We start from the raw sequence: 21,756 nt of genomic DNA on the forward strand, positions 1-21,756 counted from the left end.
CGTAGAATCGGGCTTGCCCGGCTTCGCTCGCAAGGTGCAGAGCAGGCGGGTATTCAGATCGGTGGAGTGAACATCCGCATGGCCCGGCCCTGGGACAGCGACGAAGAAGCGGAAGCTGCCGTGCGCGCCAGCAGGACGTTTGGTTGCATCGCACAGGCTTCAGGGCAAGCTTGAAGGTTCCGCTTCAAGTTTTGGCCTGCCGCCTGCGCCCGCTTTATCCGTGCCCGTCAGGGATTGTAGGCGCGCTCGTTGTGCGCGGAGATATCCAGGCCCAGTTGCTCGTCTTCCTCGCTGACCCGCAGGCCACGGGTGAACAGCGACGTGATCTTGAGCAGGATGAAAGTCACGATGATGCAGTAGGCCAGGGTGAACAGCACGCTCTTGAGCTGGATCCACAGTTGCGCGCCGATGGCGATCTCCTCGAATCCACCCAGTGAAGTGGAGGCGAACACACCGGTGAGCAGCGAACCGACGATGCCGCCGACCCCATGCAGGCCGAAGGCGTCGAGGCTATCGTCATAACCGAGCCGACGCTTGACCACGACAATGGCGTAGAAGCACACCACACCACTGACCAGGCCCATGACGATCGCCCCGATCGGCCCGACGAAACCACAGGCCGGGGTGATCGCCACCAGCCCGGCCAGCGCGCCGGAAGCCGCGCCCAGGGCAGTCGGCTTGCCGTTGCGCAGGGTTTCCGCCAGCAGCCAGCCGACGATGCCGGCGCAGGCGGCGACCTGGGTGGTGAGCATCGCCATGCCGGCGTTGCCATTGGCGGCCACCGCCGAGCCGACATTGAAGCCGAACCAGCCGACCCACAGCAGCGTCGCGCCGACCAGGGCGAACACCACGTTGTGCGGCGGCGTGGCTCCACCGCGCCGACGCCCGAGCATCAGGCAGGCCACCAGGCCGGCGACCCCGGAGTTGATATGCACCACGGTGCCGCCAGCGAACTCGAGAATGCCCCAGTCCCACAGCAGGCCGCCGTCGCCGCCCCAGGCCATGTGCGCCAGCGGCGCGTAGCAGAAGGTGAACCAGAGCACACAGAACAGCAGGATCGAGGAGAACTTCATGCGTTCGGCGAAGGAGCCGGCGATGATCATCGGCGTGATCATGGCGAAGGTCATCTGGAAGGTGGCGAACACGCTTTCCGGGATGCCTTCCACCAGCGAGTCGCGGGTCAGGTGGGTGAGCAGCGCCAGGTCGAAGCCGCCGATAAGGCTGTGCAAGTTCAGCACCCCGGCCTCCATGCCAGTGGTATCGATCACCAGGCTGTAGCCGTAGATCACCCACAGCACGCCGATCACCCCGCCGACCGCGAGGCACTGGGTGAACACCGAGAGGATGTTCTTGCTGCGCACCATGCCGCCGTAGAACAGCGCCAGGCCGGGCACCAGCATCATCAGTACGAGGACGGTGGACACCATCATCCAGGCGGTGTCGCCACTGTTCAGCACCGCCTCGTCGGCCAGCGCCAGGCCGGGCAGCAGGCCCAGTCCGACAAGCCCCATGCGCGACACTGCGGCCGCGCTCTTACCGAGTTCCATAGCATTACTCCTGAATACACGTGATTAACCTTAGAACCATGCCTTGCAACGTCTTCGTCCCGAAGTGTTCTCGTAGCCCGGGTTGAGCGCAGCGCTACCCAGGGCATGCACTCGATGGGTATCGCTGCGCTCAACCCATCCTACGAATTCGCTCAGGATTTGAGCGCACACTTGCTTCGACGGCATGAGCAACGAAGGCTGGACGAAAAGGGAGCGCCGCACTTCGTCCAGCCTCAAGCCCCCAGCGCTCTTCTCGTCTTTTCAGGCTCTATGGCCGTCATGACCCCCTACCGTCTTTTCGAAGACGTTGAACGGCATGCTGCTTAGAACTTCTGCCCGGGCACCCAACTGGTGCCGGCCAGCGGCACCCGCGCCATGGCGGCCGACTCCACGGTCAGCGCAACCAGGTCCTCGGGGTCGAGGTTGTGCAGGTGCGACTTGCCGCAGGCGCGGGCCATGGTCTGCGCCTCCAGCACCAGCACCCGCAGGTAGTTGGCCAGGCGCCGGCCGGCGGCGACCGGGTCGAGGCGCTTGGACAGCTCAGGGTCCTGGGTGGTGATGCCGGCCGGGTCGCGGCCGTTCTGCCAGTCGTCGTAGAAGCCGGCGGCGGAATCGATTTTCTTCAGTTCGTCGTCCAGGCTCGGGTGGTTGTCGCCGAGCGCGATCAGCGCCGCAGTGCCGATGGCCACCGCGTCGGCTCCCAGCGCCATGGCCTTGGCCACATCGGCGCCGGTGCGGATACCGCCGGAGACGATCAGTTGCACCTTGCGGTGCATGTCCATTTCCTGCAGCGCCTGCACCGCCTGCGGGATCGCCGAGAGGATGGGGATGCCGACGTGCTCGATGAACACTTCCTGGGTCGCCGCGGTGCCGCCCTGCATGCCGTCGAGGACGATCACGTCGGCACCGGATTTCACCGCCAGCTTGACATCGTAGTAGGGGCGGCTGGCGCCGATCTTGACGTAGATGGGTTTTTCCCAGTCAGTGATCTCGCGGATCTCGGCGATCTTGATCGCCAGGTCGTCCGGGCCGGTCCAGTCCGGGTGACGGCAGGCGCTACGCTGGTCGACGCCGACCGGCAAGGTGCGCATGCCAGCCACCCGCTCGGTGACTTTCATGCCCAGCAGCATGCCGCCGCCGCCCGGCTTGGCGCCCTGGCCGAGGACGATCTCGATGGCGTCGGCCTTGCGCAGGTCGTCCGGGTTCATGCCGTAGCGCGACGGCAGGTACTGGTAGACCAGGTGCCGGGACTGGCCGCGTTCTTCCGGGGTCATGCCGCCGTCGCCGGTGGTGGTGCTGGTGCCGGCGATGCTGGCGCCACGGCCAAGGGCTTCCTTGGCCTGGGCGGACAGCGCGCCGAAACTCATGCCGGCGATGGTCACAGGGATCTGCAGGTGGATCGGCTTCTTGGCGAAACGGTTGCCGAGTACCACGTCGGTACCGCATTTCTCGCGGTAACCTTCCAGCGGATAGCGCGACATGCTGGCGCCGAGCAGCAGCAGGTCGTCGAAGTGCGGTACGCGGCGCTTGGTGCCGCCACCACGGATGTCATAGATGCCAGTCTCGGCGGCGCGCTGGATTTCCTGGATGGTCAGGCGGTCGAAAGTGGCCGACTCGCGCAGGACCGGGGGATGTTCGTTGCTCATGGAAATGCTCCTGTAGGCTGGGTCGAGGCGCGAAGCGCCGATACCCAGCGTGACGATCGCTGGGTATCGCTACGCTCAACCCAGCCTACGAAATGAGGATCGGTCAGTACGCCGAAGCGTTGTCGACTTTGAAGTTGTAGAGCTGGCGGGCCGAGCCGTAGCGCTTGAAGCTGGCCGGGTCGGCATCGAAACCGGCCTGGTCGAGCAGTTCCCGCAGCTCCGCCAGGTGCTCGGCGCGCATTTCCTTCTCGATGCAGTCCGAGCCCAGTGACTTGACCGTGCCGCGGACGTAGATGCGCGTCTCGTACAGCGAATCGCCCAGCGCATCGCCGGCATCGCCACACACCACCAACCGGCCCGCCTGGGCCATGAAGCAGCTCATATGGCCGATGCTGCCGCCAACCACGATATCCACGCCTTTCATCGAGATGCCGCAACGCGCGCCGGCGTCGCCCTCGATCACCAGCAGCCCTCCGTGGGCGGTGGCGCCGGCCGACTGCGAGGCACTGCCCTTGACCCGCACCGAGCCGGACATCATGTTCTCGGCGACACCGACGCCGACGTTGCCATGCACGGTGATATTGGCCTTCTGGTTCATGCCGGCGCAGTAATAGCCGGCGTGGCCCTGGATATCCACGCTCAGTTCTTCGTTCAGGCCGACGGCCAGGTTGTGCTTGCCACCGCTGTGGGTGACGCGCCATTCACGCTCGTCGAGCCGCGTGGTCTGGTCGTGCAGGGCCTGGTTCAGGTCGCGCACCGAGGCGCTGGAAAGGTCGATGGTTTTCATGCGTGCGCTCCTTGGGCGGTGGCTCTTTCCCAGATATACATGGTGGCCGGTTCAGGTTCCCAGACCCTGGCCTGGTCGATGCCCGGCAGGCTGGACAGCGCCTGGTATTCCGAAGCCATGGCCACGTAGTCGTCGGTTTCGGCGAGGATCGCCGGCTTGCAGGCGATCGGGTCGCGGATCACCGCGAAGCCGTCGCGGGTGCCGATGGCGAAGGTGAAGAAACCGTCGAGGTCTTCCAGCGAATGGTCCAGCGCTTCCTTCAGCGAGTCGCCCTGGCGCAGGCGCCAGGTCAGGTAGCCGGCAGCCACCTCGGTATCGTTCTCGGTCTCGAACTCGATGCCGTGGCGGCGCAGTTCCTGGCGCAGGCGGAAGTGGTTGGACAACGAGCCGTTGTGCACCAGGCACAGGTCCTGGCCGGTGGAGAACGGATGGCTGCCCTCCATGGTCACGGCGCTCTCGGTGGCCATGCGGGTATGGCCGATGATATGGCTGCCCTTCATGCCGGCGAGGCCGAAGCGCTGGCTGATCTCTTCCGGCAGGCCCATGCCCTTGAGGATCTCGATGCTCTGGCCGACGCTCATCACCCGTACGTCCGGCGCCAGGTCGGCAAGTTCGGTGCGCACCGCCTCCTCGCTGGCGTTGGTTTTCAATACCGCGGCGCTGGCATTCTGGAACCAGTCCAGCGAGCAGCCCAGGCGGCCTTCCAGCTCGCCCATCAGGGCCTTCCAGTCGAACGACGCATCGCCCGCCTGCAGGGTCAGCTTGATCCAGCCATCCTGGACCTCATCGCCATAGATGGCGAAGCCAGCGCTGTCCGGACCACGGTCGGTCATGGCCAGCAGCATCGGTTCGAACAGCTTGCCGAGCTGGCTTTCCAGCGCGGGGTTCTTCAGATACAGACCTACGATTCCACACATAAAGGCAGTCCTCACTTCGTTCGGTAGCCGCAAGCCTCAAGCTGCAAGCTGACCGAGTTGATAGCAATGTTGTGAACACCACGAACCGCTCTGGCTTGCGGCTTGCAGCTTGCAGCTTGCAACTCAGAAAAATTCCGTATAGCGCTCGATTTCCCAGTCACTGACATGGCGGCTGTACTCCACCCACTCCATGCGCTTGAGCTTGATGAACTCGTCGACGATCTCGGCGCCAAGCACCTCGCGGAACAGCGGGTCGGCCTCCAGTGCATCGCAGGCCTCTTTCAGCGATTGCGGCAGGGTCTCGATGCCGCGGGCGGCGATCTGCTCCAGGCTGAGGTCATAGAGGTTCTCGTTGCAGGGCTTGCCCGGCTCCAGTTGCCGGTCGATACCGTCGAGGCCGGCGGCGATGATCGCGGCGCTGACCAGGTAGGGGTTGCAGCCGGCGTCCGGCAGGCGGAACTCCAGGCGGCCATAGGGGATGCGCAGCATTGCCGAGCGATTGTTGTCGCCGTAGGCGATGAACGCCGGCGCCCAGGTCGCACCGGACAGCGAACGCCCCACCACCAGGCGCTTGTAGGAGTTCACCGTCGGCGCGGCGAAGGCGCACAGCGCCGGGCCGTGGGCCAGCAGGCCGGCGGCGAAGTGATAGGCCAGTTTCGACAGGCCCATGCCGTTCGGGTCGCTGGCGTCATGGAACAGGTTCTTGCTGTCCTTGCTGGCGATCGACAGGTGGAAGTGCATGCCGTTACCCGCACGCTTGGGATCCGGCTTGGGCATGAACGAGCAGACCATGCCCAGGTCGTTGGCGATCTCGCCGGCGGCCATGCGGAAGAAGGTGAAACGGTCCGCCGACTCCAGCACATCGCTGTAGGTGTAGTTGATCTCGAACTGGCCGCAGGCGTCCTCGTGGTCGATCTGGTAGATATCGAAGCCGACCGGCTGCAGCGCCTCGGTGAGCTTCTCGAGGAAGGTGCGCGAACGCGACAGGCCCTTGTAGTCGTAGCAGGGCTTCTCCAGCTTGTCGCTGTCGTCCACCGGCTTCAGCTTGCCATCGGCGTCGCGGCGGAACAGGCTGAACTCCGGCTCCAGGCCAGTATTCAAGGTCCAGCCACGCTCCGCCAGGCGCTGCACCTGCTGCTGCAGCACATAGCGGGAGTCATAGGGGTGCGGCTGGCCATTGACGTGACCGATGCACACCACCCGGCCATAGCCGGGCTGCCAGGGTACCGGGATCAGCGTGGAAAGATCACCACGGGCCATGAAGTCCGGGCCATGCGGCTGCATGCCCATGCCCCAGATGGCGAAGCCGGCGAAACCGGCGCCGGCTTCCGCCACGGCCTCCAGCCCGGAAATCGGCACCGACTTGGTCTTGGCCGCGCCATGGATATCGACGAACTGGGCCAGCACGTACTTGATGTCGTACTGGTCGATGACTTTCTGGGTTTCACTGGGCAACATGGGTTGGCCTCCGATTGCGCCGCTATTAATTCCTGAAGGGAAATTTAATTTCCTGAAAAGAAATGCAAGCAGCTTGCCAATCTGTGTACCCGCCTCAATTTTCCCTGTATGCCCCGGTTTTCTTCTATCCACAGGGGAAAAATGCTTTCATACCGGGAAAGCCGAGCCAATCGGATGCACCAAATAGATGCCGACTGATAATTCTTGGTGCGAATATTTTATTCTAATCAAAGGAACGTGCAGGCCCGCATGAGCAAAAACCTAGACGCCCTCCCCCGCCTCAAGCTCGAGCAATACCTGGGTATGCAGATCCGTCGCCAGCGCCAGGCCCAGGAACTGAAGATCGCCGATGTCGCACGTATCGCCGGCATCAGCCAGGGCATGCTCAGCAAGATCGAGAACGCCCAGGTATCGACCAGCCTGGACACCCTGAGCCGCCTCTGCGACGTGCTCGGCATGCCCATGTCCAAGCTGTTCGGCCAGTACGACCAGCAAGGTGGCGGCGCCCTGCTGGTGCAGGCCGGCGGAGGCATGGAAGTGGTACGGCGCGGCACCGAGAAGGGCCATACCTACCACCTGCTCAACCATACCCGCGGCCCGAAGAAAAACTTCGAGGCCTATATGGTCAGCATGGATGACGCCAGCGAGGAATTCCCGACCTTCTCCCACCCCGGTACCGAGTTCCTCTACCTGATCGAGGGTGAACTGATCTACCGCCACGGCGACAAGCTCTACCCCATGCATGTCGGCGACAGCCTGACCTTCGAGGGCGAAGTGCCCCACGGCCCGGAAAAACTGGTCCAGGTACCGGTCCGCCTGCTGTCGATCATGAACTATGGCAAGGACTGAACTGCAAGCTCAATCAGGGTGGATGCTGGCGCCTGAACGTTGCCTGGATTCTTCTTTTCCGCTTTTACTTGAAGCTTGTGGCTTGCAGCTTGCCGCTGCCTCCCGCATCGCCTGGGCCAGCGCCCGGCGTCGTGCCTCGGTCATGCGCGGGCGCGCCAGGGCGCAACTGAGCGCGCCCAGCGGCGCTCCCGCGGCGTCGAGGATGGGTACCGCCAACCCGGTATAGCCGGGCAGCCGGCGGTCCGCCAGGCCACTGGCGAAACCCAGGCGGCGCACGCTGTCCAGGCTGGCGGCGAGCAGCTCGATATCCAGCCCGTACTCCAGCCGCAGCACCGCCGCGTTATGGCGCAGGATGTCCTTGCGCTCGGCGCGCGGCATATGCGCCAGCAGCACCTGCGAGGCCTGCCCCACGCCCATCGGGATACGCCCGCCGACGCTGCGGCTGTAGCTCTGCACCGGTTGCTCGCCGGCCAGCAGGTCCAGGCACAGCACGTCGTAGCCGTCGCGCACCAGCAGGAAGAAACTGTCGCCGAAGCGCTGCGCCAGCCGCAGCAGCACCGGCCGCGCCCATTCGCGCAGGGCGCTGGCATTGCCGGCCTGGGCGCCGAGGGCGAACAGCTCGTAGCCCAGCACATAGCGCCCGCGCCGCTCCGCCGGACGTACGAAGCCCTGGCGGCGCAGGGCCTGCAACAGCCGGTAGAGGGTCGGCCTGGAACAGTCGCAGCCCTCGCACAGGGTGGCCATATCGGCGCCCTGCACACCGGCGGCGGCGATCAGCCGCAACAGCAGAAAGGCGCGCTCCAGGGCCTGGGTCCCGGATGGCACGTGCGGGTGGTCCGTCATGGCCATTCTCACATGCTGATAAAGATCGACGGGGCACGCCGATGCAAGTTGCACGCCGACCGCCCCACGGCAATCTCGGCACATCCTCATCCCGGCCCGGAGCCAGCAATGTACCCGCAGATCGAAACCCTCGACGGCGACAGCCACCTGCCCGATGCAAGCGAAGTCGCCATCATCGGCGGCGGTATCATCGGCGTCAGCACCGCCTACTGGCTGGCATCCCGTGGCATCCCGGTGGTGCTGCTGGAGAAGGGCGCGATCGGCGCCGAGCAATCCTCGCGCAACTGGGGCTGGTGCCGCAGCATGGGCCGCGACCAGGCCGAAGTGCCGCTGGCGCTGGCCAGCCTGCGCCTGTGGGACGACTGGCAGGCCGGCCTCGGCGAAGACCTCGGCTTTCGCCGCAGCGGCGTGCTCTATGCCTGCGAGAACCACAGCCAGTTGCAGCAGCAGGCCGACTGGCTGGCGGCGGCCCGCGGGCATGGCGCCGAAGCGAATCTGCTGGAGCGCGGCGAACTGCAACGGCTGCTGCCCGAAGGCGTTCGCGCCGGCTGGGCCGGCGCCCTGCATTCGCCCCTCGACGGGCGCGCCGAACCGCACCTGGCCAGCGCTGTGATCGCCCGCGCCGCACAGCGCCAGGGCGCACGCCTGCTGACCCGCTGCGCGGTGCGGGGCCTGGATATCGAAGGCGGCCGAGTGGTCGGGCTGTTCAGCGAGCGCGGGCGGCTGCGCTGCAATAGCGTGGTACTGGCGGGCGGCGCCTGGTCCTCGCTGTTCTGCGCCAACCTAGGCATCCGCCTGCCGCAGCTCAAGGTGATTGCCTCGGTACTGCGCACCGCACCGATGCCAGGCGGCCCGGAACTGGCAGTGGGCGCCAGCCGCTACGCCTTTCGCAAGCGCCAGGACGGCGGCTACAGCATCGCCCAGCGCAATGGCAACCTGGCGCCGGTCACCCCGGACAGCTTCCGCTACCTGCGCGACTTCCTGCCGGCCCTGGGCAAGCAGTTCCGCGAGGTGCGCGTACGCCTGGACCGGCGCTTCCTCGACGAACTGCGCCTGCCACGGCACTGGCCGGCGGACGGCCCCAGCCCCTTCGAAGCCTGCCGGGTGCTCGACCCGCAGCCCTCGGCAAGCATCCTCGCCGAGGCGCGCCGCGAACTGGCGAAGGTGTTCCCGTTCTTCCGCGAGCTCAAGGTGGAACAAAGCTGGGCCGGGGTGATGGACGTCACCCCGGATGCCATCCCGGTGATCGGCCCGGTCGAATCACTGCCCGGCCTGTTCCTCTCCACCGGCTATTCCGGCCACGGCTTCGGCATCGCCCCCGGCGCCGGCCACCTGCTCGCCGACCTGATCGACGGCAGCGCCCCGCTGGTCGATCCCGCACCGTTCCGCTTTGCGCGGCTTTGATCGCATGGGCACACAGCCCGTTCAGCGGCGCCCCTCGACGGCCATGCGCACGGCCAGGCCGGCCAGCACCGTGCCCATCAGCCAGCGCTGCGCCACCTGCCACAGCGGCCGGCCGGCGAGAAAGGCCGCGATGGAGCCCGCCATGATGGCGATCAGGGCGTTGACGCTGATGCTTACGGCGATCTGCACGAAGCCCAGCAGCAGGGATTGCGTCAGCACGCTGCCATGATCGGCGGGGCTGATGAACTGGGGCAGCAGCGACAGGTACATGATGGCGATCTTGGGGTTCAACAGGTTGGTGACGAAGCCCATCGCGAACAGCCGGCGCGGGCCGTCCCTGGGCAGGTCGCGCACCTGGAACGCGGAACGCCCGCCGGGCCGGACCGCTTGCCAGGCCAGGTAGAGCAGATAGAGCGCCCCGGCGATGCGCAGTGCGTCATACGCGTAGGGAACCGCCATGAGCAGCGCCGTGATGCCCAGCGCGGCGCAAAGCATATAGAAGACGAAACCCAGCGCTACGCCGCCCAGGGAAATCAGCCCGGCCATCCGGCCCTGGCAGATCGACCGCGAGATGAGATAGACCATGTTCGGCCCGGGCGTGAGCACCATGCCGAGCGAGACAAGCGCGAAGGCAAGCAGGTTGGACAGTTCGGGCATGGGTGTGGCTCCTGGGCGGGCGATAAGGAATATACTGCCTGGCCCAGGCAGCATATTCCAGCCAGGCTCCAGAGTCCCGATACGCCAGCGGTTCCCGCACCCTCGATGCACTATCCAATATCCCCATGCCAGGGGAAAATGCGGGCGTCAGGTGGCCATGTGGCCGCCGCTCTGGAGCAAGCCGATATGGCCGTACCACAAAGCAAGGAGCAACTGCTGGATGCCATCCGTGGTACTTACTGGAAACTGATGGCCGACCTGGCCAGCGTGCCTGCGCAGCGTGCGCATGAAGCGACGCTGGAAGGCCACGCGCGAGGTACGCAGATAAGCGTGGCCGACCTGCTGGCCTATCTGATCGGCTGGAACCTGCTGGTGCTGAAATGGTGCGATGCCAGGGCGCACGGCCTGCCAGTGGACTTCCCGGAAACCGGCTACAAGTGGAACCAACTGGGTCGCCTGGCGCAGAAGTTCTATGCCGACCACGCCGGCGTGGACTATCCCGAACTGCTGCGGCGGTTCGCCGAGGTGCATGCCCGTATCCTGGCGCTGGTGGAGCGTGAAACCGATATCACACTGTACGGCGCGCCCTGGTACGAGCAGTACACCCAGGGCCGGATGATCCAGTTCAATACCTCGTCCCCCTATGCCAATGCACGGGCGCGGCTGCGCAAGTGGAAGAAAGCCAACGGGATTTCCTGAGGCGCTCACCAGGGCTCCATCCGCCACCCCTGCGCGGTTGCCAGCAGGCGATCCGTCAGGCCGAGATTGTCCATGAAGGCATCATCGTGCGACACCACCAGCAGCGCCCCCTGGTAACTGCGCAGCATGGCTTCCAGCGCCTGGAGCGAAGGCAGGTCGAGGTGGTTGTCGGGGTCGTCCAGCAACAGCAGCCGCGCCGGTGGGTCGGCGTAGAGCACGCAGGCCAGCGCCGCCTTCAGCCGCTCCCCGCCGCTGAGCGAGCCACTGGAAATGCTGATTTTCTGCGCATCCAGGCCCAGTTGCGCCAGGCGCATGCGCAAGACATCCTCGCCAGCGCGGGTGTTGGCCGCGCGCAATTGCTCGAGCACCGAACGGCATGGCGCCAGGTTGGCCAGGCGCTGGTCGAGGTGGGCGCTCCTTACCGCCACGTCGCAGCGTCCGGCCAGTGGCTGAAGCTGGCCGGCCAGCACCTTGAGCAGGGTGGATTTGCCACAGCCTTTGGGGCCGACCACAGCGACCCGCTGCTGGCCGTTCAGGGCCAGGTCGACAGGGCCTGCGGACGCCACGAAAGGCAGCACCAGCGCCTCCAGCTCGACCACGCCGCGTTGCCCGGCCTGGGTGACGGGCTGCGCCTGCAGGGAAATCGGGGCGTCCTCCTCCACCTGCCGCGCGGCCTCACGTACCTGCCGGGCAAGCCGTTGCCGCGTGGCCGCCTGTTGCTGTCGCAGCTTGCCGGTGCTGCCTTCGCTGCGCTCTTTCTGCCGATCCAGCAGGATCTTCGCCTGGTTGGCTTCCTGCCCATGGCGCTTGCCACGCGCCTGTCGCCGCTCCTGTCGCTCGCGCTGCTCGCGCAGCGACTGTTCCTCGCGCTTGCGTTCGAGCTTGCGTTGTTCCAACTGCTGGATGGCGCTCTGCCGCTCCCGTGCCTTGCACTGGAGATAAAAGGAATAGCCGCCGCCATAGCTGCGCAAGCCCAGCGGCGACAGCTCGACGATGCGCTCCAGCGTCTCCAGCAGCCGACGGTCATGGCTGACCACCAGCAAGCCCTTGGGCCAGCGCCGCAACTGCTCGATCAGCGCCTGGCGGCTGGCCCGGTCGAGGTGGTTGCTGGGTTCATCGAGAATCAGGAAATCCACCTCCGCGAGCACGGCGCCGATCAGCGCCACACGCATGGCCTCGCCGCCGCTGAGCGTGCTCGCCGGCGTAGCGGCATGCAGGTGGCCCAGCCCGTTGCGCTCCAGCTCATGCCGCAGGCGCTGGCGCAGGTCCCAGCGCTCGCCCACGTCGTCGAAGTCCTCGGCGGCGGCGCTGCCGGCCTCGATGCGCGCCAGCGCATCCAGCGTGGCCTGCACGCCCGCCAGGCCGGCGACGGTGGCCTGCTCCAGGCTGGCGACCTGCTGTGCCAGGTAGTGCACGCGGCCAGAGCGCAGGCAGCGCCCCGCCGAGGGTTGTATTTGCCCGGCCAGGATGCGCGCCAGCAGGGTCTTGCCGACGCCATTGCGCCCGACCAGGCCGGTGTGCCGCTGGTCGAAGCGCTCGTCGAGCGTACACCGGAGCGCCCTGCCGTCGGGCAGGACGTGGGAGACGCCTTCCAGCGCCAGATAGGGGTTCGTCATGGGTCACTCCATGGATGCCAGGGACTCCGGGGGTCGGTGGAGACTGGCCGTCACTCGGACGGCGGCATCAATGGCGCATGGGACGAATACCTCTGGGGAGGGTGGACGGAGCCGACATCATAAAGGCCCCCGGCGGCAGAGGCAAAGCAGCGCTGGGGCGGCTGCAGGGCGATTGCGCTATCGAGTGTCGTGGGACTGTTTTGCGACTGGATTGGCAATCAAGTACGCGACAGATCGTACGCCGCTAGCGGTGTTCTGCTGGCCGGGCTCGCAGCGAATACCGCAGTGACTATGGAAAGAGCTGTCGGCGCAGTCTGAATTATCCGCAGGGCCTCCGGTTTCGCAGGCTCTTTCCTACAGGCACCGCCGAAAGTGGCTGTGCGGATGCCTGGTGGCGGGATGGGGCCTTCGCCGCCAGGGATGGCGGCGAAGAGCTACAGGGATGTATTCACGCGTGCCCCGTCCCGCCACCAGGCATTCGCACAGGGACGATGATCCAGAGGTCGCGCCCTACGATCCTGAAGCCAGACACACTATTGCCAATCCGGCATCTCTTCCATATAGCGCGATTGCCCTGGGGGCGGCTGCACCCCGGCACGGGTGAGGCACCAAGCCACCCTGGCGACCTTTCTTCGCGAGATAAAAAAATTCTCACGAAGCATAGACACAAAGATTCTGTTCGCTTATAAAAAACACCAGCAAGAAAAATAGTTTCCTGATGGTTAACTTTGTTCATGAACAAACAAACCATTTACCCATGAATATTTCCTGCCACCGCCCACGCAGAGGACTCGCCATGCCAGACGCCAAGAACCAGTACGTGATCAAGATCAGTTGCCCGGCCACCTCCGGCATCGTCGCCGCGGTCACGACCTTTCTATCCGAACACGGCTGCTATATCAGCGAGATGTCGCAGTTCGACGACGAGATCAGCGGCACTTTCTTCATGCGCGCGGTGTTCCGCTTCAATACCGGTTTCGAAGGTGATATCGCGCAGGTCGAGCATGGCTTCGGCGGCGTCGCCGAGGCTTTCCGGATGAACTGGGAACTGCACAGCGCCAGCGTACCGATGCGCGTGCTGTTGATGGTCAGCCAGTACGACCATTGCCTCTCCGACCTGCTGTATCGCTATCACAAGGGCGAGATCCACATGCAGATCACCGCCATCGTCTCCAACCACCTGACCCTGCGGCCGATGGCCGAGCGCGAAGGCATCCGTTTCATCTACCTGCCGGTGACCAAGGACACCAAGGCCCAGCAGGAAGCCGAACTGATGAAGATCGTCAATGAAACCGGTACCGAACTGGTGGTGCTGGCTCGCTATATGCAAATTCTCTCCGACGACCTGTGCAAGCAGCTCTCGGGGCGCGCCATCAATATCCACCATTCGTTCCTGCCCGGTTTCAAGGGCGCCAAGCCCTATCACCAGGCCTTCGAGCGTGGTGTCAAGCTGATCGGCGCTACCGCGCACTACGTCACCTCCGATCTCGACGAAGGCCCGATCATCGAGCAGGAAGTGCAACGCGTCGACCACAACTACACCCCCGACGCTCTGGTCGCGGTGGGGCGCGATACCGAGACCGTGGCGCTGTCCAAGGCGGTCAAGTATCACCTGGAGCACCGCGTATTCCTCAACCATGACAAGACGGTGATCTTCCGATGAGCGCCCGCTTGATCGACGGCAAGGCCGCTGCCGCCCGCGTACTCACCGAGGTGGCCACGCAGGTGGAGCGGCTCAAGGCGCAGGGCATCGAGCCGGCGCTGGCGGTGGTGCTGGTCGGCGACGACCCGGCCAGCCACGTCTATGTACGCAACAAGGTGCGCAGCGCCGGTGAAACCGGCATCCGCTCGCTGGAGCGGCGGCTGCCAGCCGAAACCAGCGCCGAGGCACTGCTGGCGGTGATCGCCGAGCTGAACGCCGACCCTCTGGTCAACGGCATCCTGGTGCAGTTGCCGCTGCCGGGGCATATCGACGAGACCCGCGTATTGCAGGCGATCGACCCGCACAAGGATGTCGACGGTTTCCACAGCGAAAACGTCGGCGGCCTCAGCCAGGGCCGCCCGGTGCTGACGCCCTGCACTCCGGCCGGCTGCATGCGCCTGCTGCGCGACACCCTGGGCGACCTGTCCGGCAAGCATGCGGTGGTCATCGGTCGCTCGAACATCGTCGGTAAGCCGATGGCCGCCCTGCTGCTGGCCGCCAACTGTACGGTGAGCGTGCTGCACTCGCGCAGCCGCGATGCCCAGGCGCTGTCGCGCCAGGCCGATATCGTGGTGGCCGCCATCGGCCGCCCGAGGATGATCGGCGCCGACTGGATCAAGCCCGGCGCGGTGGTGATCGATGTCGGTATCAACCGCATCGAGGAAGACGGCAGGAACCGCCTGGTCGGTGATGTCGACTTCGACGCGGTGCTGCCGGTGGCCTCGGCCATTACCCCGGTTCCAGGGGGCGTCGGCCCGATGACCATCGCCCTGCTGATGCACAACACTGTTACCGCCGCGCGCCAGCAGCACGGCCAGGAGTCCGTCTGATGCCTTTCGCCCTGCTCAAGTATGGCCTGTCCTCGGACTACCCGGCAGAAGTCGATCTGCCAGCGCCGAAGGAACTCAAACCGTCCTACGACGTAGTCATCATCGGCGGCGGCGGCCATGGCCTGGCCACCGCCTACTACCTGGCCAAGTACCATGGCGTGACCAATGTCGCGGTGCTGGAGAAGTCCTACCTGGGCGGCGGCAACACCGCGCGCAACACCGCGGTGATCCGTTCCAACTACCTGACCAGCGAAGGCGTGCGTTTCTATGCCGAGTCGGTGAAGTTGTTCAGGAACCTCTCCAACGAGTTCGACTTCAACATCATGTACTCCGAGCGCGGCCAGCTCACCCTGGCGCACACCGACTCCACGGTGCGCGCCTTCCGCCAGCGCGCCGAGGTCAACCGGCATTTCGGCGGCCGCACCGAGATGATCGACCGCCAGCAGATCCGCGAACTGGTGCCGGCACTGAACCTCGACCCCGGCCATCTGCCGGTGCTCGCCGGCCTCTGGCACATCGACGGTGCCACCGCCCGGCATGACGCGGTGGCCTGGGGCTACGCCAAGGAAGCCGCCAAGCGCGGAGTGGAAATCCACCAGCTCACCGAAGTACAGGATTTCGTGGTGGAGAACGGTCGCGTCACGGCGCTGAAGACCAATCGTGGCACGGTACAGTGCGGCTGCGCGGTACAGGCCATCGCCGGCTACAGCTCGCTGCTGATGAACAAACTGGGTATCCGCGCGCCGATCCACAGCTACCCGCTGCAAGCCATGGTGACCCAGCCGTTCAAGCCGTTCCTCGACCCGCTGGTCAGCTCCTCCGCGCTGCATTGCTACGTGCAGCAGACCGGCCGTGGCGAAGTGGTGATCGGCGGCGGCTCCGACCCCTACCCGCTGTACAACACCCGCTCGACCCTGGACCTCAAGGAAGGCTTGCTGGCCCACGCCATCGAGATGTTCCCCTTCCTCGCCAACGCCAAGCTGATGCGCCAGTGGGCGGGAATCACCGACATGACCCCTGACTACAGCCCGATCATGGGGCGCTCGCCACTGGCCAACTATTACCTGGACGCCGGCTGGGGCACCTGGGGCTTCAAGGCCACGCCGATCTGCGGCTGGACCATGGCCGAGCTGGTGGCCAACGGCGGGCGTACGCCGGCGCTGATCGAACCCTTCGCCCTGGAGCGCTTCTCGACCTTCCGGCAGGTCAACGAAATGGGCGCCACGGCGGCCAGTCACTGATGAACAGGATCAACGACGACCGCCAGTCGGTCGCTGCAGGAGCGGGCCATGCCCGCCGCTTCGCGGCCATCGGCCGCTCCTGTGGGAAAACGCTCGTAACACTTGAGGCGAAACCATGAAGATCATGCCTTGCCCACTCAACGGGCCACGCAATATCAGCGAATTCACCTACGGCGGCGAACTCAAGTCGATGCCCGACCCCGCCACCTGCAGCGACGGCGAATGGGCCGACTACGTGTTCAACAGCGAGAACCGCGCCGGCATCGTCATCGAATGGTGGATGCACAACGCCTCCAGCTACTGGTTCCTCGCCGAGCGCCACACCGTCAGCGACGAAATCCTGCGCACCTTCGATCCGAAGGAAATCTTCAACCGCCGCGTCGACTTCGCCGCCCCGGCGCCCGCCAAGGAGGTGAGCGCATGAGCGCCGCCAACCGCCTGCCGGCCCCCCTGGGCCTGCTGATCGACCGCAATCGGCCACTGAGTTTCGACTTCGACGGCAAGCCCTACCAGGGCCTGGCCGGCGACAGCATCGCCAGCGCGCTGCTGGCCAACGGCCGCTGGCTGTTGTCGCGTTCGTTCAAGTACCACCGCCCGCGCGGCCCGCTGAGCATGGCCGGGCAGGATGCCAACAGCCTGGTGCAGTTGCCCGACGAGCCCAATGTGCTGGCCGACATGCAGCCACTGGCGGCGGGCATCACCGTGGCCGGGCAGAACTACGCCGGTAGCCTGGACAAGGACCGCGACGCGCTGCTCGGGCACTTCTCCAGGTTCATGCCGGTGGGCTTCTACTACCGCTCGTTCTACAAGCCGAAAGGCATGTGGAAGGTCTGGGAGCCGATCATCCGCAAAAAGGCCGGCCTCGGCGTACTCAACCTGGACTTCCAGCCGCAGTACCACGACAAGGCCTTCCTGTTCACCGACCTCGCCGTGATCGGCGCCGGTCCGGCCGGCCTCTGCGCGGCGCTGGCCGCCGCCAATGCCGGCGCCAAGGTACTGCTGATAGAACAGCAGTCCTATCTCGGCGGGTCGCTGGCCTGGGCGCGCTTCGACATCGACGGGCAGCGTGCGACGAAGCTGCGCGACGAACTGCTGGCGGCGGTGCAGGGCCATGCCAATATCCACATTCTCAAGGACGCGGTGTGCAACGCCTGGTTCACCGACCACTTCCTGCCGGTGATCCACGGCAACCGCCTGTACAAGGTGCGCGCCCGGCAGTGCATCGTCGCCTCCGGCGCCTTCGACCAACCGGTGGTGTTCCGCAACAACGACCTGCCAGGCGTCATGCTGACCAGCGCCGCCCAGCGGCTGATCAAGCTCTACGCGGTGAAACCCGGCCAGCGTGCGGTGCTGCTGACCGGCAACGATGACGGCTACCTGGCCGCCCTCGACCTGTTCGATGCCGGCGTGGAAGTCGCCGCGCTGATCGATATGCGCGCGCAGCCCGACAACGGCAGCCTGGTCACCGCGCTGCAGACCCGGGGCATTCCCTGCCACGCCAGCAGCACCGTATACGAGGCCATCGGCGAGCAGCACCTGCAGGCGGTGGAACTACGCCGTATCGTCGGCGAGGGCGAAGTCTCCGCCGAGGGCATGCGGGTCGACTGCGACTTGCTGTGTATGTCCGCCGGCTACATGCCGGTCTACCAATTGCTGTGCCAGGCAGGCGGCAAGCTCGCCTACGATGACGACAGCGCCGCCTTCAGCCTTGGCGGGCTGCCCGGCGGGCTGCAGGTGGCCGGCTCGGTGAATGGCCGCCACGCCCTCGACAATGTCCTGTGTGACGGCGCGCGCGCCGCCGCTGCCGCCGTCGCGGCGCTGGGCCTGGAGGCCGGCGCCGAGGCCGGCGAGTTCGTCGCCGAAGCACCGGTGAATTTCCCCTGGCCGATCTTCCCGCATCCCAAGGGCAAGGATTTCGTCGACTTCGACGAGGACCTGCAGGTACGCGATATCGTCAACGCCACCCGCCACGGCTACCGCGACGTGCAACTGGTCAAGCGCTTCTCCACCGTCGGCATGGGCCCGTCCCAGGGCCGCCATTCGGCGCTGCCCACGGCGCGGCTGGTGGCCAGAGCCACCGGGCGCAACGTCAGCGAGACCGGGGTGACCACCGCCCGCCCGCCGTTCGTCGCGGAGAAGCTGGCGCACGTCGCCGGGCGCGGCTTCGACCCCTACCGGCAGACCGCCATGCACCGGCGCCACCTGGAACTGGGCGCGAAAATGATGCCGGCCGGCATCTGGCAGCGCCCGGCCTACTACGGCAAGCCCGAGGCGCGCGAAGCCTGCATGCAGGCCGAGGCGCGCCACGTGCGCGAGAAGGTCGGCCTGATCGACGTGTCCACCCTCGGCGGCCTCGACGTGCGCGGCCCGGACGCTGCCGAACTGCTCAACCGCCTCTACACCTTCGCCTTCGCCAAGCAACCGGTGGGCCGTTCGCGCTATGCGCTGATGACCAACGAACACGGCGTGGTGATCGACGACGGCGTCTGTGCGCGCTTCGCTGACGAGCATTTCTACGTCACCGCCACCACCAGCGGCGTCGACCGTATCTACCAGCAGATGCTCAAGTGGAATGCGCAATGGCGCCTGAACGTCGACATCACCAACGTCACCGCCGCGCTGGCGGCGGTCAACCTGGCCGGGCCGGACTCGCGCAAGGTGCTGGAGACACTGTGCAGCGATGTCGAGCTGTCCGCCGAAGCCTTCCCCTATCTCGGTGTGCGTAGCGGTACACTTACCAGCCTCTCTGGGGCCGGCATCCCGGCGCGCTTGCTGCGGGTCGGCTTCGTCGGTGAGCTGGGCTACGAGATCCACGTCCCGGCGCGCTACGGCGAAGCCCTGTGGGACGCACTGATGGAAGCCGGCAAGGCCTTCGCTATCCGCCCCTTCGGCGTCGAGACCCAGCGCCTGCTGCGCCTGGAAAAGGGCCATGTGATCATCAGCCAGGACACCGACGGCATGACCAGCCCGGCGGAAATCGACATGACCTGGGCCATCGCCCGCGGCAAGCCGTTCTTCGTCGGCAAGCGCTCGGTGGAAATCCTCGAGGCCCAGCCGCTCACCCGCAAGCTGGTCGGCTTCAGCCTGCCCCAGGGCAGCCGCCAGCCGCTGGAAGGCCACCTGGTGCTCAAGGGCGACGCCATCAGCGGCAACGTCACCTCCTGCGAGTATTCGCAGACCCTCGGGCAGATCATCGGCCTGGCCTATTGTGCCGTCGACCAGGCCAGCCCCGGCCAGCGCATCCCGATCCGTGTCGAAGGCGGCGAAGTGGTGCAGGCCACGGTGGTGAAACTACCGTTCTTCGATCCCGACAACCAACGCCAGGAGCTGTAAGCATGACCACTCAAGCCGAACACTTCAGCGAACGCAGCCCGCTGCACAGCCTGCACAGCGGCGCCCGCCTGGGCAAACTCGGTGACTGCAGCATCGTCACCAGCTACGGTGGCAGCGACGAAGCCGCGACGGCGGCACGTTGCGCGCTGCTCGACTTCAGCAACCTGGCACGCGTCGGTTTCCGTGGCGAGGCGGCGGCGAGCTATCTCGGCGCACGAGGCTACGAGCTGCCGGACGCCCCCAACCAGGCGCTGAGCCAGAACGATGGCGGCCAGGTATTGCGCCTGTCGCAGAATGAATACCTGCTGCTCGGCAGCCTGCTCGACGCCGGTAGCCGCATCCGCCAGGAAGAACGCGAGTGGCAGTACGATGGCCGTGCCAACTACCTGCTGCCGCGCCAGGACAGCCATGCCTGGCTGCTGCTGAGCGGCCAGTACGGCAGCCAGGTGATGGCCAAGCTGTGCGGTGTCGACCTGGGCGCCGAAGCCTTCGGCCCTGGCAGCGTGGCGCAGACCTCGGCGGCGCGCATCAACGTGATCGTCGCCAACCTGCCATTGGGCGAACTGCCCTGCCTGCATATCCTCTGCGACCGCGCTTCGGCCCACTATCTATGGGGCGCGCTGCTGGATGCCATGCAGGAGTTCGATGGGCAGCCGGTGGGTATCGATGCCTTGCCTTGAGCTGCAAGCTGCAAGAAAGAGCATGGGCCGCTTTGACTTGCAGCTTGAAGCTTGAAACCTGCTGCTGCCTTTCCCCGGAGAACTGCGATGACCCTGCACGATGAACCCACGGAGCGCGACACCGACTATCGGGTGCCCGCCCTGCAGCGCGGCCTGAGCATCGTGCAGATGTTCAGCGCTGCGGAGCGCAGCCTGAGCGCCAACGAAATCGCCGAACGCCTCGGTGTCAGCCTCTCGGCGATCTACCGTATCGTCTTTACCCTGACCGAGATGGGCTACCTGCGCAAACTCGGCAAGAACAGCTACGAACTCGGCCCGCAGGTACTCTGCGACGGCTTCGCCTACCTGGCCAGCCGCGACCTGGCGGACATCGCCATGGCGCACCTCAACGCGCTGCGCGACCGCACCTCGCTGTCCTGCCACCTGTCGATCCGCGAACAGACCGACAGCCTCTACATCTACCGCGCCTTCGCCGCACAGCGGCTGTCGGTGAACATCCCGATCGGCACGCGCATCCCCTGCCACTGCACGGCCATGGGCCGCATGCTGCTCAGCGGCCTGTCGCCGATGGAACTGGACCGGCTGTACCAGCATGTGCGCCTGGACGACTACCCGCCACCGGCGCCGAAGACCCTGCCGGAACTGCACCAGTTGCTCGAACGCGACCGCGAGCGTGGCTGGGTACTGCACCGCTCCGACTACTCCACCGCCATCGCCAGCGCCATACACGACCACCGGGGCGACGTGGTGGCGGCGATCAACCTGTCCGGCCCGGAGGCGGTGATGGACAGCCCGGTGGCCCGCGAACGCTATCGTGAAAGCCTGCAACAATGCGCCCAGGCGATATCCCGCGAACTCGGCGCACGGCAGCCGGCATGAGCATCCGTCTCGCCACCCCCGGCGACATCCCCGCCCTGTGCCGCCTGCTCGACCAGTTGTTCGCCCAGGAAACCGAATTCACCCCGGACCACGCCGCGCAGACACGCGGGCTGCGGATGATCGTCGAACACCCCGAAGTCGGCGAAATCCTGGTGGCCGAGCAGGATGGCGGTATCGTCGCCATGGTCAGCCTGCTCTACAGCGTCTCCACCGCCCTCGGCGCCCCGGTGGCGCTGCTGGAAGACATGGTGGTGGACGCCGCCAACCGCGCCAGCGGCTTCGGTAGCCAGTTGCTGGATGCCGCCATCGCCCACGCCCGCCAGCGTGGCTGCCGCCGCATCACCCTGCTGACCGACAGCGACAACCATGCCGCGCAACGCTTCTACGCGCGCCAGGGCTTTCAGCCATCGAGCATGCTGCCCATGCGCCTGCTGCCGGGCCAGTGACGGGGTTCGAGCGGGCAACCGGTGCCCGCCCCGACGGCCTTCATCGACCGGCCCGGTCGCCACGGGCCTGGATGCCCTGGCTGCCCACGTCGCGCCAGGCCACGGCGGCGCGGCGTGCCCGACAGCCCGGACGGTGACCGCTTGCCGGCCCCCGCAACGGACTCCAGCCTGAAGCTCGCGGCTACCCCTTGGCCGATTACCGCCAGCCCACCTTCATGACAT

19 protein-coding genes are annotated in these 21,756 nt (G+C 66.0%); 11 read left to right on the plus strand and 8 right to left on the minus strand.

Features of this window, described 5'->3' with window-relative positions:
* Positions 1–227 precede the first annotated feature (227 nt).
* The 5 genes from DNJ95_RS03860 to glnT form a co-directional block, all read right to left on the minus strand.
* Positions 228–1,547: an ammonium transporter gene (locus tag DNJ95_RS03860; protein WP_131183404.1), complete on the minus strand. Its 1,320-nt coding sequence runs from the start codon at positions 1,545–1,547 to the stop codon at positions 228–230.
* A 323-nt stretch (positions 1,548–1,870) separates the two neighbouring features.
* Positions 1,871–3,193, minus strand: coding sequence for an FMN-binding glutamate synthase family protein (locus tag DNJ95_RS03865; RefSeq protein ID WP_131183405.1), 1,323 nt, complete (start codon positions 3,191–3,193; stop codon positions 1,871–1,873).
* A gap of 103 nt (positions 3,194–3,296) precedes the next feature.
* A complete protein-coding gene (locus DNJ95_RS03870) occupies positions 3,297–3,980 on the minus strand; it encodes a GltB/FmdC/FwdC-like GXGXG domain-containing protein (protein WP_131183406.1) in 684 nt (227 codons plus the stop codon).
* A complete protein-coding gene (locus DNJ95_RS03875; protein WP_131183407.1) occupies positions 3,977–4,897 on the minus strand; it encodes a class II glutamine amidotransferase in 921 nt (306 codons plus the stop codon). The genes DNJ95_RS03870 and DNJ95_RS03875 overlap by 4 nt, the downstream gene beginning before the upstream one ends.
* A gap of 123 nt (positions 4,898–5,020) precedes the next feature.
* Positions 5,021–6,355, minus strand: a complete 1,335-nt coding sequence (glnT, locus tag DNJ95_RS03880) for a type III glutamate--ammonia ligase (RefSeq protein WP_131183408.1) — start codon at positions 6,353–6,355, stop codon at positions 5,021–5,023.
* A gap of 249 nt (positions 6,356–6,604) precedes the next feature.
* On the opposite strand from glnT, the gene DNJ95_RS03885 reads away from it, so the two are divergent.
* Positions 6,605–7,204, plus strand: a complete 600-nt coding sequence (locus DNJ95_RS03885; protein ID WP_131183409.1) for a helix-turn-helix domain-containing protein — start codon at positions 6,605–6,607, stop codon at positions 7,202–7,204.
* A gap of 9 nt (positions 7,205–7,213) precedes the next feature.
* Here the strand turns inward: DNJ95_RS03885 and DNJ95_RS03890 are convergent, their stop codons facing one another.
* Positions 7,214–8,047 carry an IclR family transcriptional regulator gene (locus tag DNJ95_RS03890; RefSeq protein ID WP_165491585.1) on the minus strand — a complete coding sequence of 278 codons (834 nt, stop codon included), beginning with the start codon at positions 8,045–8,047 and terminating at the stop codon, positions 7,214–7,216.
* Positions 8,048–8,155: 108 nt separating this feature from the next.
* On the opposite strand from DNJ95_RS03890, the gene DNJ95_RS03895 reads away from it, so the two are divergent.
* Complete coding sequence (locus DNJ95_RS03895) at positions 8,156–9,451, plus strand: NAD(P)/FAD-dependent oxidoreductase (protein ID WP_131183411.1); 1,296 nt, start codon at positions 8,156–8,158, stop codon at positions 9,449–9,451.
* A 21-nt stretch (positions 9,452–9,472) separates the two neighbouring features.
* Here DNJ95_RS03895 and DNJ95_RS03900 read toward each other — a convergent pair whose 3' ends face one another.
* Positions 9,473–10,108, minus strand: a complete 636-nt coding sequence (locus tag DNJ95_RS03900) for a LysE family translocator (RefSeq protein ID WP_131183412.1) — start codon at positions 10,106–10,108, stop codon at positions 9,473–9,475.
* Positions 10,109–10,294: 186 nt separating this feature from the next.
* Here DNJ95_RS03900 and DNJ95_RS03905 point away from each other — a divergent pair, with 186 nt between their 5' ends.
* Complete coding sequence (locus tag DNJ95_RS03905) at positions 10,295–10,807, plus strand: ClbS/DfsB family four-helix bundle protein (protein ID WP_131183413.1); 513 nt, start codon at positions 10,295–10,297, stop codon at positions 10,805–10,807.
* 5 nt (positions 10,808–10,812) lie between these two features.
* On the opposite strand, the gene DNJ95_RS03910 is transcribed toward DNJ95_RS03905, so the two are convergent.
* Positions 10,813–12,423 (minus strand): ATP-binding cassette domain-containing protein, encoded by a 1,611-nt coding sequence (locus DNJ95_RS03910; RefSeq protein ID WP_131183414.1) that lies wholly within the window; start codon positions 12,421–12,423, stop codon positions 10,813–10,815.
* Between the two features lie 796 nt (positions 12,424–13,219).
* Between DNJ95_RS03910 and purU the strand changes: the two genes are divergently transcribed.
* The 8 genes from purU to DNJ95_RS03950 all read left to right on the plus strand — a co-directional run bounded on the left by purU (position 13,220) and on the right by DNJ95_RS03950 (position 21,534).
* The gene (gene purU / locus DNJ95_RS03915; RefSeq protein ID WP_131183415.1) at positions 13,220–14,086 is read left to right on the plus strand and encodes a formyltetrahydrofolate deformylase; all 867 of its coding nucleotides are present in this window, start codon (positions 13,220–13,222) and stop codon (positions 14,084–14,086) included.
* Positions 14,083–14,955: a bifunctional methylenetetrahydrofolate dehydrogenase/methenyltetrahydrofolate cyclohydrolase FolD gene (gene folD / locus DNJ95_RS03920; protein ID WP_131183416.1), complete on the plus strand. Its 873-nt coding sequence runs from the start codon at positions 14,083–14,085 to the stop codon at positions 14,953–14,955. Before purU ends, folD begins: the two co-directional genes overlap by 4 nt.
* Positions 14,955–16,196 (plus strand): FAD-dependent oxidoreductase, encoded by a 1,242-nt coding sequence (locus DNJ95_RS03925; protein WP_131183417.1) that lies wholly within the window; start codon positions 14,955–14,957, stop codon positions 16,194–16,196. Before folD ends, DNJ95_RS03925 begins: the two co-directional genes overlap by 1 nt.
* A 115-nt stretch (positions 16,197–16,311) precedes the next feature.
* Positions 16,312–16,620, plus strand: a complete 309-nt coding sequence (locus DNJ95_RS03930; protein WP_131183418.1) for a sarcosine oxidase subunit delta — start codon at positions 16,312–16,314, stop codon at positions 16,618–16,620.
* The gene (locus DNJ95_RS03935; protein ID WP_131183419.1) at positions 16,617–19,529 is read left to right on the plus strand and encodes a 2Fe-2S iron-sulfur cluster-binding protein; all 2,913 of its coding nucleotides are present in this window, start codon (positions 16,617–16,619) and stop codon (positions 19,527–19,529) included. Before DNJ95_RS03930 ends, DNJ95_RS03935 begins: the two co-directional genes overlap by 4 nt.
* Positions 19,530–19,531: 2 nt before the next feature.
* A complete protein-coding gene (locus DNJ95_RS03940) occupies positions 19,532–20,209 on the plus strand; it encodes a sarcosine oxidase subunit gamma (protein WP_131183420.1) in 678 nt (225 codons plus the stop codon).
* An 87-nt stretch (positions 20,210–20,296) separates the two neighbouring features.
* On the plus strand, positions 20,297–21,088 hold the full coding sequence (locus DNJ95_RS03945) for an IclR family transcriptional regulator (RefSeq protein ID WP_131183421.1): 792 nt from the start codon (positions 20,297–20,299) through the stop codon (positions 21,086–21,088).
* The gene (locus DNJ95_RS03950) at positions 21,085–21,534 is read left to right on the plus strand and encodes a GNAT family N-acetyltransferase (protein ID WP_131183422.1); all 450 of its coding nucleotides are present in this window, start codon (positions 21,085–21,087) and stop codon (positions 21,532–21,534) included. The genes DNJ95_RS03945 and DNJ95_RS03950 overlap by 4 nt, the downstream gene beginning before the upstream one ends.
* Positions 21,535–21,756: the final 222 nt, after the last annotated feature.

The sequence above is a fragment of the Stutzerimonas kirkiae genome (assembly GCF_004327335.1).
Taxonomy (GTDB): domain Bacteria; phylum Pseudomonadota; class Gammaproteobacteria; order Pseudomonadales; family Pseudomonadaceae; genus Stutzerimonas; species Stutzerimonas kirkiae.